Raw genomic sequence first — 14,597 nt, 5'->3', positions numbered from 1 at the left:
GCGACGCGCTATGGCAATCCGGGTGAGGGGCATTTTAATGTTGCCGGTGGGACCCTTGCCCCTCATCCCGACCTTCTCCCCGTAAACGGGAGAAGGAGAAATTAAGCTGCAGTCAGAGCCGGCACCGGCAGCGCGGTCACCGATTTGATCTTTTCCATCGCGAAGCGTGACGTGACGTTCTTCAACGCCACGGCGCTGATGAGCTTCTTGTAGAAAATATCGTAGCTCTGCATGTCGGCGACGACCACGCGCAGCATGTAGTCGACATCGCCCGCCATCCGGTAGAACTCCATTACCTCGGGCATGGCGCTGACGGCGTCGGCGAATTTCTTCAGCCAGGCGTCGGAGTGATCGCCGCTTTCCACCGAAACGAACACCGAAATCCCGAGGCCGATCTTGTTCTGATCGACCAGCGCGACGCGGCGCAGGATGATGCCTTCGGCCTCCATGCGCTGAATGCGCTTCCAGCACGGGGTCGACGACAGGCCGACCCGATCGCCGATTTCGGCGACCGAAAGCGAAGCGTCGTCCTGTAAAACGGTCAGAATCTTGCGATCGATCGCGTCCAGGCGGCGCGGAGCGTCAAGAATTGCTACAGCAGCGTCAGACATTAGAAGAACTTTCTTCCATAATTGAGGGCTGTACACCTCATATATAGAAAATCATTCTCTGACAAGCCTGGATTTGCGGCTTTAGAGGCTCTCTATGCTGGGAGGGTGACCGGGCTGGAGGCCAAAAGGGCATCAACTTCAGCGCGTTGGGGTGATCCGAAGGCGCCGCCGAAGCGGGTGCATTTGAGGGCGGCGGTCGCGGAGGCGAATCGCATCGCCTGCTCCAGCGGCTGTCCCTCCGCCACGGCCAGCGTGAAGGCGCCGTGGAAGGCGTCGCCCGCGCCCAGCGTATCGACGGTATGGACCGGGAAAGCCGGCATGTGTTTCGGTTGGCCCTGCGGGTCGAGCCAGATCACGCCCCTGGCGCCCGATGTGACGCCGAGCAATGCGGGGGTCACCTGCGCGAGCTTGCGCAGCCCGGTCACGTCATCGCTTTCGCCTGCGGTGGCGTGCAGCGCCTCCGCCGAAAAGACGATGTGCGAGGCGACCTGCAACAGCCCTTCGCGCATCGACATCATCCGGTCGCCGTCGATGACGACGGGAATGCCTCGGCGGTGCGCCTCTGCGCACACATCGGTGCCGAATTCCGCGCAGCGGCTTTCGATCAGAATGGCATCGCAGTCGGCGAGCAGCGTGTCCGATGGCGGCAGCGCCACGGTCCACAGTTTGGGATCGCGGAAGGTGGCGATGGTGCGCTCACCGCTCGGATCGATCAGCACGCTGGAGATCGGTGTGACTACGTCATCGACGACCACGAGGCCGCTGGTGTCGATCCCCTCACTTCTGAATTGATCATCGATGATGGCATTGCTCGCCGCCAGCAAACCGCCGATCGGGCCTGTCAGCAGGACACGCCCGCCGAGCCGTGAAATCGAAATGGCGGCGTTGGGCGAATTGCCGCCGGCCACCTCGACGAACTCGCTGGCATATTCCTTCTGGCCGCGCGCGGGCACTTCCGGCACGCGGAAAATAAGATCGCGCACCGGCATCCCGATGCAGACAATGCGTGGAGATGCCCTGCGTGGTTGATTCTGGATATTCACTGACACTGCGCCTCGCCGGAAATGCTCGTGATTGAGACAATCGATGACACGCCACGCGGTTCCCGTTCAAGGGAACCGTAAAAATCGGTCAGGCTGTTTCCTTGATCCAGTTCGCCAGAAGATGATGCGCGATGGCGACCGGATGCGGCCCTGTCAAGCCTTCGGGGTGCGTCTTCGCCAGCATCGCCACGGCTTCATCACGGCTGAACCAGCGGGCGTCCTCAAGCTCGGTCTTGTCGACGACGATGTCGGTGGTGGTGGCGCGCGCGGTGCAGCCGATCATCAAGGATGACGGATAGGGCCACGGCTGCGTCATGTAGTAGCGCACGTCGGTGCAGTGGATGCCGGCCTCTTCGAGAATCTCGCGCTGCACGGCGTTCTCGATGGTCTCGGCGGCTTCGACGAATCCGGCGAGGCATGACCACATGGTCGGCGGAAACTGCGACTGACGGCCCATCAGGCATTTGTCGCCCGCGGTCACCAGCATGATGACGACCGGATCGGTGCGCGGAAAGTGTTCGGTCTTGCAGCTTGGGCAAATGCGCTTCCATCCGCCATCCGCCATTGATGAGCGCGAACCGCAGTTGGCGCAGAAGCCGTGGCGCTGATGCCAGCTCACCAGCGACTTCGCCATCGCGATGGTGGAGAGTTCGCGCGCCGGTATCGCGCCGCTTGCGGCAACCGCCCGGAGATTTTCCACGCCGACGTCCTGCCGGCCCATCAGGTCTTCGGCGGCGGTGGCGCTGATGCCCATGCCGAAAATCGCCGCGCCTTCGTGCAGTCCGAGAAAGATGGTGCCGGGATTCGCGCCGAACTTGTGCGCTTCGTCCAGTGTCAGGAGTGCGCGGGGACCATCGGCGCCCAGGGTGACCACCAGCGAATCGCGATGGACTACATAGGCCCGCGCGTTGCGATGGTTTTCCAGCGCGAACAGTTTTTCGGCGTCGGTGCGGATATGCGCCGCGCGGTCGATCGGATGCGACACGAAGCCGGGCTGTCCGAGCGGAAAGGGATCATTTTTTGTTGTCATTGATCAGTCCGGATTTTCAGCTCAGCCAGATCTTGCGGCGGAGCGCGGCGATGAAGGCTTCGACTTCCTGCGGATCGTGCGCCAGCGGCGGCACTGCGCCCCAGACCGGTCGCGGCCATGCGGCGTCCGTGGTCCGGCGTGCAATGATATGAACATGCAACTGGGGAACGACATTGCCCAGCGCCGCGATGTTCAGCTTGTCGGGTTTGGTGATCTCTTTCAGAGCCCGCGCGACGCGGTTGATTTCGGTGGTCAGTTGCGCCTGTTCGATCTCGTTGAGGTCGATGATCTCGACGGCGTCCGGCCGGCGCGGCACGAGCAGCAGCCACGGATAATTCGCATCCTTGATCACGAGCACGCGCGACAGCGGCAGATCGCCGATGCTGATGGTGTCTTTCTCGAGGGTTGGATGGAGCGACCAGGCGGAAGGGGACATTTGGTTTCTGAACGTCGGATACGGAACAGGAGCGGTTCCGGCAATTTTGCAGAGTGCAGTGCTGCAAACAACACCTGTCATGCCCGGCTTTGCGCGGGGCTTCCATGCCTTTGTCCGGGCAGGGCTGGACCCGCAGCGGCCGGACCACGAGGCAGGCCATTTTGCAAGCTGAAACAACGTGGTGCGAAGGTCCGCCGCGCGCTTGCTTTCCGGCGCTTTTGGCCCCAAATAGGGACCGGGAGATTGGCGGTGGACGAGCCACTCGCCAACCGGGTCAGGTCCGGAAGGAAGCAGCCCTAACGAGGTCCGGATCGGGTCGCTCGTCAGTCTCCTACTTCTCTTTTTTCGTGCGTCCGCAGCGGCGCAACGCGCGCCTGGTGCCTAGCGTGCTCAATCGCGGATCGATTGATGACCGATGCTGACATTGCCGGCGCGACTGCGGACGATCAGCCGGGTTTCGAACTCGGCGGAACGCCAGCCCCGTCGGGAGGCTCAAGTTCCGGCTACCGTGTGCTCGCACGCAAGTACCGTCCCGGCACATTCGAGGATCTGATCGGCCAAGAAGCGATGGTGCGGACCATCTCGAATTCGTTCGAGGCGGGGCGCGTTCCGCAGGCCTGGATTCTCACCGGGGTGCGCGGCGTCGGCAAGACCACGACCGCGCGCATTCTCGCCCGCGCGCTGAATTACGAACTGCCGGATGGCTCGGTCAAAGGGCCGACCATCCACATGCCGAAGATGGGCGTGCATTGCCAGGCCATCATGGAAAGCCGGCACATCGATATTCTCGAAATGGACGCAGCGTCGCATACCGGTATCGACGACGTGCGGCAGATTACCGACGGCGTGCGCTATGCGCCTTCGAGCGCAAGATACAAAGTCTACATCATCGACGAAGTCCACATGCTCTCGGAGAAGGCGTTCAACGCCTTCCTGAAGACTCTGGAAGAGCCCCCCGAGCACGCCAAGTTCGTGTTCGCCACCACTGAAATCCGCAAAGTCCCGGTGACCGTGCTGTCGCGCTGCCAGCGCTTCGATCTGCGGCGCGTCGATTCTGATGTGCTGATGGCGCATCTGGCGAACATCGCGGCCAAGGAAGGCGTTGGGGCCGAGCCCGAAGCACTGGGATTGATCGCCCGCGCGGCAGAAGGCTCGGTGCGCGATTCGCTGTCGTTGTTCGATCAGGCGATTGCGCATGCGGCGGGCATGGTGCGCGCCGAAGACGTGCGGCAGATGCTTGGTCTGGCCGACCGCACCCGCGTCATCGATCTGTTCCAGTCGCTGGCGAGCGGCGACATCGCCGCCGCCTTCAAGGAATTCCGCGACCAGTATGACACCGGCGCCGATCCGGTGGTGGTGCTCAGCGACCTTGCGGAGTTCGTGAACTTCGTGACGAGGGTGAAGGTCGTTCCCGCCACGGCGGACAATCTGGCGCTCGGCGAAACCGAGCGCACGCGGGGGCGCGATTTCGCCGCCAAGCTCTCGATGCGCGTGCTGTCACGAATGTGGCAGATGCTGCTCAAGGGCATCGCGGAAGTGCAATCCGCGACGCGTCCTCAAGCTGCCGCCGAAATGGTGCTGGTGCGCATCGCCTATGTGTCGGATCTGCCGACGCCGGACGAGGCGATCAGGATGATCGACGCCAATGGCGGCTCGTCGCCTGCGATGAGCGGCAATGGGGCTGGCAACGCCGCGCCGCGTGCGCCGTCCGCCATGCTGTCTTCAGGCGGCGATGACGGGTCGCAGTTGCGGGCGGTGGCATCGAGCACACGGCCGGCGCTCGATACATCACCGCGTCCGCAGATGATTGCGCCTACGCCCGCTCCGGCTGAAGCCGCGCCCGCGCGACGGCTGAACACATTTGCGGAGCTCGTGGCGCTCGCGAGCGAAAAACGCGATGTCCAAATCAAGTCCGCGCTGGAAGCCGATGTGCGGCTGGTGCGGATGGAAGACGGGCGGCTTGAGGTCGCACTGGAACGCAGCGCCGCGCGTTCGATGATCAACGATCTGTCCCGCAAGCTCGAATTCTGGACCGGGCGGCGCTGGACCGTGATCGTCTCCAACGAGGCGGGCGAGCCGACGCTGCGCGCGCAGGCACAGGCCGCGAAGGAAAAACTCACCGACGGCGTACAGGCCGATCCGCGCGTGCAGGCCGTGATGTCACGCTTTCCTGGTACGCAACTGGTGGAGGTGCGGCGGATCGTGCCGGATACCGGCTCCGGTGTGGATGAATCCGGGCCTGTTGCTGCGGCTGAAGAAGACGACGATCTCTAACCCAATTCGATAAAGGGACCCGTTCATGGCTGACTTTCTCGGCATGATGAAACAGGCGGCGCAGCTTCAGTCCAAGATGAAGGCGCTGCAGGATGAACTCGACACCATCGAGGTTGAAGGCCTGTCCGGTGGCGGTCTCGTCAATGTGCGCATGACCGCCAAGGGCGAAGTGAAGGCCGTGAAGATCGATCCGTCGCTGATGAAAGCCGACGAGCGCGAGATTCTCGAAGACCTGCTGGTGACGGCGCAGAACGATGCGCGCCGCAAGGCCGAAGCCGCCATGCAGGAAAAGATGCAGGCGCTGACCGGCGGCCTCGGCCTGCCTCCGGGGCTGGGTCTCGGCTAGAGCCGCGATGCGCCTTCTCAACGTGAAAATGCTCTGATGGTCTCCTCGGTCGCAGGTCCGGAAATCGAACGGCTGATCCAGTTGCTGGCGCGGCTGCCAGGGCTTGGCCCGCGCTCGGCGCGGCGTGCCGCGCTGCATCTGATCAAGAAGCGCGAAGCCCTGATGACGCCGCTGTCGGCGGCATTGCAAGTGGCGATTGAGAAGATCCAGGTGTGCAACACCTGCGGCAATATCGATACGCAGAATCCCTGCACGGTCTGCACCGATGCACGGCGCGATCCCTCGATCATCGTGGTGGTGGCGGATGTCGCGGATTTGTGGGCGCTTGAACGCGCTCATGCCACAAATGGATTTTACCACGTGCTCGGGGCCACGCTGTCGCCACTCGACGGCGTCGGCCCGCAGGATCTGACCATCGATGCACTGGTGCAGCGCGCGCTCGATCCGCGCGTGACGGAAATTATCCTTGCGCTGAATGCAACCGTCGATGGCCAGACCACCGCGCACTACATCACCGACCTGTTGCAGGATGCCAACGTCAAGGTCACGCGGCTGGCGCACGGTGTGCCGGTCGGCGGGGAACTTGATTATCTCGACGAAGGAACGCTGTCGGCCGCCATGCGGCAGCGGACACTGTTCTGAAACTCAAATGGAAACCGCATGATCTCCCGACTGTTCGTGAATGCCCCGCCAAAACTGGCCGCTGGATGCCTGGCCGTATGCCTTGCAATGCTCACATCATCCGGCGCGATGGCGCAGCAGAAGGCGAAGCCGATCAACACTGGCGAAGTCTTGTCCGGCGAACTGACCGCGATGCGTTCTGGACCGAAGAAGAAGCGCGTCATTACGTATCAGCTCACCAGCGAACCGCGCCGTTTGCCGCCACCGTCGGGTATGTGCAATCTGGAAACCGGTCCCGAAACATTTCAGATCGTGACCAACAGCGACGCAGAAGCCGCGGCGCTGAAGCCCTTTATCGGGAAAAGCATTGCGCTGAAGGCCAATGAGATGGCCTGCGCGCAGGCCGCCGGGCAGTTGAGCGACGCCGTCGTCACCAAGTGGAGCGTCGTGACCAAGCACTGACGTGCTTGACGGTGTTCGGACGCCCGCCCTAGTCTGCTGATTTTGGAAATCAATTTCGGGGGCGGATTATGTCATTGCGGCTCAATCTGTTCGTTTCCTTTATCGTTGCGGCTTTTTTCCTCGCATCTCCGGTGGCCGTGCATTCCGCACGCGCGCAGGTGCAGGTCGCGGTGATCGGCGACAGCAACGTTTACGGCAAGGGCATCTCTCCCTCCGAGAACTATCCGAGTCAGCTTCAAGCCGCGCTAAACGCGCGAGGTCTGAACGTGACTGTCAGCAATGGCGGCATCAACGGCGATACAAGCTCCGGCCTCGCTGGACGTCTGGATTCGGCTGTTCCTTCCGGCACGCGGGTGGCGGTGATCTGGATCGGGATCAACGATATTCGCCGCGGAGTAAGCATGGCGGAAGTTCAGGCGAATGTCGCCGGCATCGTCAGCCGCCTGCGGGCGAAGGGGATCGACACGTATGTGATCCGCCCGCCGGTCTACGATGTCGCGGATCATCAGAATCCAGCGCTCACCGTGGGCGGCGGCGATAAGCATTTCAATGCGGCGGGCTACAGAAAGATGGTCGGCAAAACCATCGGGCCGGTTGCGGCGCTGGTCTCAAAGGCTGCGAAGAAGAAAGCGGCCTGATTGGGCTGGCCGTTGCGGCTATGCCGCTATGTTCTCGCGTTGACGCAGGGTCTCGAAATGTCCGCGCCGTTGCAGCCACGCCAGCAGGATCAGGCTCGGCACCGCGACCAGCACGCTGAGCACGAAGAATGCCGGCCAGCCGGTGGCCTGCGCGACATAACCCGCGCCTGCGGAGAGATAGGTTCTGCCGATGGCTGCGAACGCGGTGAGCAGCGCATACTGGGTCGCGGTGTGCAGCGGGCTCTGGCACAGCGACGATAGGTAAGCGACGAAGATCACGGTCCCGATCGCGCCGGTGAAATTCTCCACCGTGATCGCCAGCGCCAGCGCCCATTGATTGTGTCCGACAAAGGCCAGCCAGGCGAAGGCGAGATTCGAGATCGCCTGCAACACACCGCCGATCCACAGGCACGCTTCCAGCGACCATGCGCGGGCGAGAAAGCCTCCGGCGAATCCGCCGATCAGTGTTGCGGCAAGTCCGACGCCCTTCACGATGGCGGCATAGTCGTTGCGGGTGAAGCCGAGATCGATCACGAACGGCGCAGTCATCGTGCCGGAAAATGAATCCGTAAACTTGTAGAGAATGACAAACGCCAGGACCGCCCAGACGTCCCTGCGGGTCAGGAATTCGGTGAAGGCGCCCACTGCGGCGGTGATGACGCGGGTGATGGCGCTCTCGCCGGAGGTCGCTTCCTCTGCGCGGCGCGACTGTTCAGGCTCGGTGGCGACCAGCGCGGCAATCATCCCGATCAGCACCATCGCCGCCATCGCGATGTAGCCCCACATCCATGCGATCGGCTTGGTCAGGCCGGTGGCTTCGAAGCCGCTGACCAGAAACAGCGCACCGGCGGTGGAGATCAGCATGCCGACGCGATAGGCAGCGACATACGAGGCCATGCCGGCGGCCTGCTCGCTCTCAGGCAGGCTTTCGACGCGAAAGGCATCGACCACGATATCCTGCGTTGCCGACGCGGCCGCGACCAGCAGCGCACCGAGCGCGACATAAAACGGCGAGCGTGCCGGATCGGTCAGCGCCAGCAGCAGGATCGCGGCGATCAGCAGCAATTGCGCGAACACCAGCCAGCCGCGGCGCCGTCCGAGCAGGCGTGTCAGCAGCGGCACATGCAGCGCGTCAACCAGCGGTGCCCAGAGGAATTTCAGGGTGTAGGGCGTGCCGACCAGTGCAAAGAGTCCGATGGTGCCGAGATCGACACCGGACTCCCGCATCCACACCAGAAGCGTCGAGCCGGACAGTGCCAGCGGCAGCCCCGACGAGAAGCCGAGGAACAGCACGATCAGCACGCGCTTCTGCAGATAGACTGCAAATGCCTCGCGCCACGAGGCGCGGGGAGGGCTTTCGGCTTCTGCCTTCGCTGTGTCAGGAACTGTCATGCAGCGGTGTTAGCAGATTCTTGGCCGGTCACCCCACCCGGCTGACCTCCGGTCAGCCACCCTCCCCATTCAGGGGAGGGATAAGAGGCGCGGCGAGCAAAGTCTCTCTTCTCCCTCCTCCTTGTGGGGAGGGTCGGCGCGGAGCGCCGGGGTGGGGGTAAATCCCGATTGCGACGATTACTCCCCCGCCTGCAGCTTGCGCAGAGGATGTGGCGGAAACAGGTCGCTGGAGGACACCACGCGCGTCGCGTCTGCAGGCTCGCTGCTCTTGCTGAAATCCAGTTCCTCGATACGCCCGGCGCGCTTTTCGATCTTCTCCGCCGAAATCAGGATCTGGCGCACGTCCTCATTCACATTGCCGAAATCTTTCTGCAGCTTGAGCACGCGGTCGCGCAGCCGGCCGAGATCGTCCGACATATGCATGACCTCGGTGCGGATCTGGTCGGCGGCATCGCGCATCCGCGCGTCTTTCAGGATCTGCTGCATCACCTGGATCGCCAGCATCAAAAGCGAGGGCGACACCAGCACGATCCGCGCCCGGTAGGCCTTCTGGATCACATCGTCGAAGCCATCGTGGATTTCGGCGTAGACCGATTCCGACGGCACGAACATCAGCGCCGTATCCTGTGTCTCGCCGGGAATGAGATACTTCTCGGCGATGTCGTTGACGTGCTTCATCACGTCCTGCCGCAGCCGCTGGGTGGCGACTTTCTTTTCCTCGTCGCTGCGCGCATCGCGGAGCGCGGTGAAGGCTTCCAGCGGAAATTTTGCATCGACGCACAGGGGCCGCTGATCGGGCAGGAAAATCACGCAGTCGGGGCGAGTCCGGTTTGATAGCGTGTGCTGAAAGGCATAGGAGTCTTTCGGCATGCCGTCCTGAACGATGGCTTCCATCCGCGCCTGGCCGAATGCACCGCGCGACTGCTTGTTGGCGAGCACGTCGCGCAGGGTCGTCACCTGCGATGTGAGGTCGGTGAGATTCTTGTGCGCGTTGTCGATGATGCCGAGGCGCTCGTGCAGCACGCGCAGAGAGTCCATCGTGTTGCGCGTGGTCTGCTCCATGGACTGGCCGACGCGGTGCGTCACCGAATCCAGCCGTTCGTTGACGGCGCGGGCCATTTCCGCCTGACGCCCCACCAGCGCCTGTCCCATTTCATGGACCCGGCCGGTGGATTCGTTCTGCATGCGCAGCACTTCGGCGAGCCGCTCTTCCAACTCGTCCGCGCGCACCGCCTGCGCCATGGCAGCCTCCGCGCCCTTTCGGCCTGAGCGCGCGATCACGATGGCGATGGTCAGCAACAACAGCAGCGCGAGCACGCCGAATGCAATCAGGGCGGCGCCAACGTGAACCGGCACATCGCCGGCCATGAAAAGGATCTCGTTCATGCCCCCTTTGTAACCCGATTCGGCACGCGACGCGAACGAATAGGGAACATTTTATGGTTAATAACTCCCTGATTTTTATGGTTAATCGCCGGTTAACAGCATTCGTCCCCGGCCAAGCGCCTGACCTCACAACGGGTTTGACCGCGGCGGGCGCTCCCATTACATCGCGCCCATGGCCAATCGCGACATCATCATTCTTCCCGACAAGCAACTCCGGCTGATCTCGAAGCCCGTCGAAAAGATCACGCCCGAAATCCGGGCGCTTGCCGACGACATGTTCCAGACCATGTATGACGCGCCAGGCATCGGCCTTGCCGCGATCCAGGTCGCCGTGCCGCTGCGGCTGATCACCATGGACCTCTCCAAGAAGGAAGGGGAGAAGGAGCCGCGCGTCTTTATCAATCCGGAGATACTGGCCTCGTCCGATGAAATGTCGGTTTACGAAGAGGGCTGTCTGTCGATCCCGGAATACTATGAAGAGGTCGAGCGGCCCGCGCGGGTGCGCGTGCGCTTCATGGACCTCGAAGGTGTGACGCGCGAGGAAGATGCGGAGGGACTTTACGCCACCTGCATCCAGCATGAGATCGACCATCTCAACGGCGTGCTGTTCGTGGATTATCTCTCCAAGCTCAAGCGCGACCGCGTGATGAAGAAGTTCACCAAGGCCGCCAAGCTCGCGGCGAAATAAGCCGGAGCTTGTCATGCCGCTTCGTCTGATCTTCATGGGCACGCCGGATTTTGCGGTGCCGACGCTGCTGGCGCTGGCGGATCACGGCCATGAGATCGCCGCCGTTTACACGCGTGAACCGAAACCCGCCGGACGCGGCATGAAGCTGCAGGCGACGCCGGTTGAGCAGGCGGCGCGGCAACTCGGCATTCCGGTGCTGACGCCGAAGACGCTGCGGACGCCGGAAGCGGCGGCGGAATTCCGTTCGCACAATGCCGATGCCGCCGTTGTCGTGGCTTACGGCATGATCCTGCCGCAGAATATTCTGGATGCGGTGCCGCTCGGCTGTTTCAATCTGCACGGGTCGTTGCTGCCGCGCTGGCGCGGCGCCGCGCCGATCCAGCGCGCGATCATGACCGGCGATGCCGAGTCCGGCGTGATGGTCATGAAGATGGACGCCGGGCTCGACACCGGCGATGTCGCGATGGCCGAACGGCTGCCGATCACTGACGCCATGACCGCGCAGGATCTGCACGATGCGCTGGCGCCGCTGGGCGCGGATCTGATGGTGCGTGCGATGGGCGCTCTGTCGCGCGGCGGGCTGCAACTCACAAAGCAAAGCGAGCAGGGCGTCACCTACGCCGCCAAGATCGACAAGGCCGAGGCGCGCATCGACTGGACCAAATCCGCGCATGAGGTTTTGCGGCATATCCACGGCCTGTCGTCGTTTCCCGGCGCATGGTTCGAAATCGCCGTCGATGGCGAGCCGGTGCGCATCAAGGTGCTGCGCTGTGAACTGGCGAAGGGCTCCGGTGCGCCGGGCGACGTGCTCGACGATCGACTGACCATTGCCTGCGGCGACGGCGCGATCCGCATTCTGGACTTGCAGCGCGCCGGCAAGCCACCGATGAAGGCCGAGGCGTTTCTCAACGGCACGCCCCTCAAGCCTCCGGCGCGCGTGAGCTGATGCCCCGCTACAAGCTCCTCATCGAATATGACGGCGCTCCCTTTTGGGGGTGGCAGTATCAGGACAAGGGCCCGTCCGTGCAGGGCGCGCTGGAAGATGCCGTAAAGGCGATGACCGGTCAGGATGTGCGGGTCAACGGCGCAGGCCGCACCGATGCCGGTGTCCATGCCCTCGGGCAGGTGGCGCATATCGATCTGGCAAAGGACTACAGGGCCGATCGCGTGCGCGATGCGCTGAACGCCCATCTGCGCCCGCATCCCATCGGCGTGCTGTCGGCGGAGATCGTGCCGGAAACTTTCGATGCGCGGTTTTCGGCGACCAAGCGCCACTACATCTACCGCATCGTCAATCACCGGGCGAACCTCGCGCTGAAAGCGGGGCACGCGTGGCGCGTGCCGCGGCCGCTCGATGTCGCGGCGATGCAGGAAGCCGCGCAGGTGCTGATCGGAAAACACGATTTCACAACTTTCCGCGACACCGAATGCCAGGCGAAGTCGCCGGAGAAGACGCTGGACGCACTCGATGTGACGCGTGACGGCGATGACGTGAATATCACGACCTCGGCGCGCTCATTCCTGCACAGCCAGGTGCGTTCGATGGTCGGCTCACTGGTCTGGGTCGGCCATGGACGCTGGACGTCCGGCGACCTGCGCCGTGCGCTCGAAGCACGCGACCGTACCGCCTGCGGCCCCGTCGCGCCGCCGGACGGCCTCTATCTGGTGCGGGTGGAGTATTGATGTTTCTTACCTCTCCCCGTTTACGGGGAGAGGTCGGCGCGTAGCGCCGGGTGAGGGGCATAGGCAGCCAAAAGAAAGCAAGTGCCCCTCACCCCAACCCTCTCCCCGCAAGGGCGGGGCGAGGGAGTGTCATCGCGCTATATCTTTCATCACTTCCCAGAACAGATCCTCGCCACCCGCGACATTCTCGTTCCAGTGATCCGCGGCGTTCTCATCGGCGGCGTCGGTGATGAACTTGAACGCGCGCCACGGCACGTTGTGGCGCTGGCAGACATGGGCAATTGCGAACAGTTCCATGTCGACGATGTCGATGTTGTTCTCGACCAGCCACGGATCGACGGAGGTCACGAAGCTGTCGCCGGTGCCGCAGACAACGGTCCCGTGACCGGACGACAGCCGGTCCATCTCCGGCGAGAACGGCGTGCGGCCGCGCGGCGCCAGCGGCATCGCTTCCATGTCGCGCTGAACCGTGTGCGCGACCTCCACGAGACCGTTGTGGATGTGCGCGATCTTGCCAGCGGTGCCGTAATTGATGATCAGCTTCGGTTGCAGCGCTAGCACGGTCAGGGCTGCAACATGCGCCGCATTGACCTTGCCGACGCCGGTGTAAATCACCTCGACACCTTCCGGCGCGCGCACCTTGTTCAGTTCGGTATCGATGGCGGTAAGAACAACGATATGTCCGCTCATGTCCGGGTCATTCATGCGAAATATCGATCCAGCACGCCGCGATAGATCTTCGTGAGTTTCTCGAGATCGGACACCGGCGTGCGTTCGTCGATCTGGTGCATGGTCTGGCCGACAAGGCCGAATTCCAGCACCGGGCAATAATGCGTGATGAAGCGTGCATCCGAGGTGCCGCCGCCCGTGTTCAGCTCGGGCTTGCGGCCGGTGACATCTTCGATGGCAGCGACGACAAGATCGGTGAACGGTCCCGGCCTGGTCCGGAACACGTCGGCGTTCGACGGCTCCCAGACCACATGCGCCTTGATGCGGTTGCCGCTCGCTTTGGTCACGCGCTCCTCGATCAGCGCGCGGAGGGATTCGCGGGTGTGGCAGTCGTTGTAGCGGATGTTGAAGCGCGCGCGCGCCTGCGACGGAATCACGTTCCAGGCCGGATTGCCGACATCGACCGAGGTGAATTCGAGATTCGAGGGCTGGAAGTGCGCAGTGCCCTTGTCGAGCGGATCGCCGCTCAATGCGGCGATCAGCGCCGCGATGTCCGGCACCGGATTGGAGGCGCGGTGCGGATAGGCGACATGACCCTGCACGCCCTCGACAATGATGGTGCCGGATTGCGAGCCGCGCCGTCCGATCTTGATGGTGTCGCCCATTTCGTTGACGTTGCTCGGCTCGCCGAGGACGCAGTGATCGAACTTTTCGCCGCGATCCGCCGCCCACTGCAAAAGCTTGACGGTGCCGTTGACGGCGATGTCTTCCTCGTCGCCGGTGATCAGGAACGAGATCGAGCCCCCACCAGTCTTTTGCGGCTTGCCGCCATTGGCCGCGAGATAATCCAGCACGGCGGCAACCGAGCAGGCGATGCCGCCCTTCATGTCCACCGCGCCGCGGCCATAGAGCATGCCGTCCTTGACGTCACCGGCGAACGCACCGTGGCTCCACGCCGCTTCGTCACCGGCGGGCACCACGTCGGTGTGGCCCGCGAAGGTGATGTGCGGTGCCTCCGTGCCGATGCGTGCATAGAGATTGTCGATGTCGGCCGCGCCAGGTTCGGAGAAGGTGACGCGATGCACCTCGAACCCGGCATCGCCGAGCAGCTTCTCCAGCACACCGAGCGCGCCCGCGTCCGCCGGCGTCACCGAGGGACAGCGCAGCAGATCACGGGCGATGGAGAGGGCGTCGATCGACATTGGTTTCCCAAACTTGTCATCACCGGGTCCCGGTGATCTCGATTAAGAGGGCACCGCACCTTCGTTGTCGGGATTGCCGGAAGAAGTCTGGCAATGATATTGAAGGCGTGGTGCGC

Annotated in this window: 16 protein-coding genes and 1 other RNA gene; 9 read left to right on the top strand and 8 right to left on the bottom strand. The window is 63.1% G+C overall.

Annotated features, from left to right (window positions below; genetic code table 11):
• Positions 1–101: 101 nt before the first annotated feature.
• From HMPREF9695_RS18080 to HMPREF9695_RS18065, 4 genes are all read right to left on the bottom strand, one after another.
• Positions 102–611 (bottom strand): Lrp/AsnC family transcriptional regulator, encoded by a 510-nt coding sequence (locus HMPREF9695_RS18080; protein ID WP_006022339.1) that lies wholly within the window; start codon positions 609–611, stop codon positions 102–104.
• Between the two features lie 92 nt (positions 612–703).
• A complete protein-coding gene (locus tag HMPREF9695_RS18075; protein WP_006022338.1) occupies positions 704–1,654 on the bottom strand; it encodes a sugar kinase in 951 nt (316 codons plus the stop codon).
• A gap of 88 nt (positions 1,655–1,742) precedes the next feature.
• The gene (gene nudC / locus HMPREF9695_RS18070; RefSeq protein ID WP_006022337.1) at positions 1,743–2,684 is read right to left on the bottom strand and encodes an NAD(+) diphosphatase; all 942 of its coding nucleotides are present in this window, start codon (positions 2,682–2,684) and stop codon (positions 1,743–1,745) included.
• Between the two features lie 16 nt (positions 2,685–2,700).
• Positions 2,701–3,120: an HIT family protein gene (locus HMPREF9695_RS18065; RefSeq protein ID WP_006022336.1), complete on the bottom strand. Its 420-nt coding sequence runs from the start codon at positions 3,118–3,120 to the stop codon at positions 2,701–2,703.
• Positions 3,121–3,358: 238 nt separating this feature from the next.
• Here HMPREF9695_RS18065 and ffs point away from each other — a divergent pair.
• The 6 genes from ffs (at position 3,359) to HMPREF9695_RS18040 (ending at position 7,461) form a co-directional block, all read left to right on the top strand.
• Positions 3,359–3,455, top strand: an RNA gene (gene ffs / locus HMPREF9695_RS25895) — signal recognition particle sRNA small type.
• Positions 3,456–3,528: 73 nt separating this feature from the next.
• On the top strand, positions 3,529–5,394 hold the full coding sequence (locus tag HMPREF9695_RS18060; protein ID WP_006022335.1) for a DNA polymerase III subunit gamma/tau: 1,866 nt from the start codon (positions 3,529–3,531) through the stop codon (positions 5,392–5,394).
• 25 nt (positions 5,395–5,419) lie between these two features.
• Positions 5,420–5,740 carry a YbaB/EbfC family nucleoid-associated protein gene (locus HMPREF9695_RS18055; protein WP_006022334.1) on the top strand — a complete coding sequence of 107 codons (321 nt, stop codon included), beginning with the start codon at positions 5,420–5,422 and terminating at the stop codon, positions 5,738–5,740.
• 36 nt (positions 5,741–5,776) lie between these two features.
• The gene (gene recR / locus HMPREF9695_RS18050) at positions 5,777–6,382 is read left to right on the top strand and encodes a recombination mediator RecR (RefSeq protein ID WP_006022333.1); all 606 of its coding nucleotides are present in this window, start codon (positions 5,777–5,779) and stop codon (positions 6,380–6,382) included.
• An 18-nt stretch (positions 6,383–6,400) separates the two neighbouring features.
• Positions 6,401–6,823, top strand: a complete 423-nt coding sequence (locus HMPREF9695_RS18045; protein WP_006022332.1) for a hypothetical protein — start codon at positions 6,401–6,403, stop codon at positions 6,821–6,823.
• Between the two features lie 68 nt (positions 6,824–6,891).
• On the top strand, positions 6,892–7,461 hold the full coding sequence (locus HMPREF9695_RS18040; protein ID WP_006022331.1) for a GDSL-type esterase/lipase family protein: 570 nt from the start codon (positions 6,892–6,894) through the stop codon (positions 7,459–7,461).
• Positions 7,462–7,479: 18 nt separating this feature from the next.
• On the opposite strand, the gene HMPREF9695_RS18035 is transcribed toward HMPREF9695_RS18040, so the two are convergent.
• A complete protein-coding gene (locus tag HMPREF9695_RS18035; protein ID WP_006022330.1) occupies positions 7,480–8,853 on the bottom strand; it encodes an AmpG family muropeptide MFS transporter in 1,374 nt (457 codons plus the stop codon).
• 177 nt (positions 8,854–9,030) lie between these two features.
• Complete coding sequence (locus HMPREF9695_RS18030) at positions 9,031–10,239, bottom strand: DNA recombination protein RmuC (protein ID WP_024920493.1); 1,209 nt, start codon at positions 10,237–10,239, stop codon at positions 9,031–9,033.
• Positions 10,240–10,411: 172 nt separating this feature from the next.
• On the opposite strand from HMPREF9695_RS18030, the gene def reads away from it, so the two are divergent.
• Genes def through truA form a run of 3 tightly spaced genes read left to right on the top strand, consistent with a single transcriptional unit; the run spans position 10,412 to position 12,610 of the window.
• Positions 10,412–10,927: a peptide deformylase gene (gene def, locus HMPREF9695_RS18025; protein ID WP_006022328.1), complete on the top strand. Its 516-nt coding sequence runs from the start codon at positions 10,412–10,414 to the stop codon at positions 10,925–10,927.
• A 13-nt stretch (positions 10,928–10,940) separates the two neighbouring features.
• Positions 10,941–11,873 carry a methionyl-tRNA formyltransferase gene (gene fmt / locus HMPREF9695_RS18020; protein WP_006022327.1) on the top strand — a complete coding sequence of 311 codons (933 nt, stop codon included), beginning with the start codon at positions 10,941–10,943 and terminating at the stop codon, positions 11,871–11,873.
• Entirely contained in the window at positions 11,873–12,610 is a 738-nt protein-coding gene (gene truA / locus HMPREF9695_RS18015; protein ID WP_006022326.1) for a tRNA pseudouridine(38-40) synthase TruA, read from the top strand. The genes fmt and truA overlap by 1 nt, the downstream gene beginning before the upstream one ends.
• 129 nt (positions 12,611–12,739) lie before the next feature.
• On the opposite strand, the gene HMPREF9695_RS18010 is transcribed toward truA, so the two are convergent.
• Together HMPREF9695_RS18010 and dapE are read right to left on the bottom strand one after the other, a co-directional pair.
• Positions 12,740–13,315, bottom strand: coding sequence for a phosphorylase family protein (locus HMPREF9695_RS18010; protein WP_006022325.1), 576 nt, complete (start codon positions 13,313–13,315; stop codon positions 12,740–12,742).
• The gene (dapE, locus tag HMPREF9695_RS18005; RefSeq protein WP_006022324.1) at positions 13,312–14,481 is read right to left on the bottom strand and encodes a succinyl-diaminopimelate desuccinylase; all 1,170 of its coding nucleotides are present in this window, start codon (positions 14,479–14,481) and stop codon (positions 13,312–13,314) included. Before dapE ends, HMPREF9695_RS18010 begins: the two co-directional genes overlap by 4 nt.
• Between the last annotated feature and the right edge of the window lie 116 nt (positions 14,482–14,597).

Source organism: Afipia broomeae ATCC 49717 (genome assembly GCF_000314675.2).
Lineage (GTDB): Bacteria > Pseudomonadota > Alphaproteobacteria > Rhizobiales > Xanthobacteraceae > Afipia > Afipia broomeae.
Note: the sequence above shows the minus strand (reverse complement) of the source record. Positions and strands in the feature narration are given on the sequence as shown.

Coding starts and splice junctions, on each gene's coding strand:
- HMPREF9695_RS18080 (WP_006022339.1), bottom strand. CDS start 611: ATGTCTGACGCTGCTGTAGCAATTCTTGACGCTCCGCGCCGCCTGGAC.
- nudC (WP_006022337.1), bottom strand. CDS start 2,684: ATGACAACAAAAAATGATCCCTTTCCGCTCGGACAGCCCGGCTTCGTG.
- HMPREF9695_RS18065 (WP_006022336.1), bottom strand. CDS start 3,120: ATGTCCCCTTCCGCCTGGTCGCTCCATCCAACCCTCGAGAAAGACACC.
- HMPREF9695_RS18060 (WP_006022335.1), top strand. CDS start 3,529: ATGACCGATGCTGACATTGCCGGCGCGACTGCGGACGATCAGCCGGGT.
- HMPREF9695_RS18055 (WP_006022334.1), top strand. CDS start 5,420: ATGGCTGACTTTCTCGGCATGATGAAACAGGCGGCGCAGCTTCAGTCC.
- recR (WP_006022333.1), top strand. CDS start 5,777: ATGGTCTCCTCGGTCGCAGGTCCGGAAATCGAACGGCTGATCCAGTTG.
- HMPREF9695_RS18045 (WP_006022332.1), top strand. CDS start 6,401: ATGATCTCCCGACTGTTCGTGAATGCCCCGCCAAAACTGGCCGCTGGA.
- HMPREF9695_RS18040 (WP_006022331.1), top strand. CDS start 6,892: ATGTCATTGCGGCTCAATCTGTTCGTTTCCTTTATCGTTGCGGCTTTT.
- HMPREF9695_RS18035 (WP_006022330.1), bottom strand. CDS start 8,853: ATGACAGTTCCTGACACAGCGAAGGCAGAAGCCGAAAGCCCTCCCCGC.
- HMPREF9695_RS18030 (WP_024920493.1), bottom strand. CDS start 10,239: ATGAACGAGATCCTTTTCATGGCCGGCGATGTGCCGGTTCACGTTGGC.
- def (WP_006022328.1), top strand. CDS start 10,412: ATGGCCAATCGCGACATCATCATTCTTCCCGACAAGCAACTCCGGCTG.
- fmt (WP_006022327.1), top strand. CDS start 10,941: ATGCCGCTTCGTCTGATCTTCATGGGCACGCCGGATTTTGCGGTGCCG.
- truA (WP_006022326.1), top strand. CDS start 11,873: ATGCCCCGCTACAAGCTCCTCATCGAATATGACGGCGCTCCCTTTTGG.
- HMPREF9695_RS18010 (WP_006022325.1), bottom strand. CDS start 13,315: ATGAATGACCCGGACATGAGCGGACATATCGTTGTTCTTACCGCCATC.
- dapE (WP_006022324.1), bottom strand. CDS start 14,481: ATGTCGATCGACGCCCTCTCCATCGCCCGTGATCTGCTGCGCTGTCCC.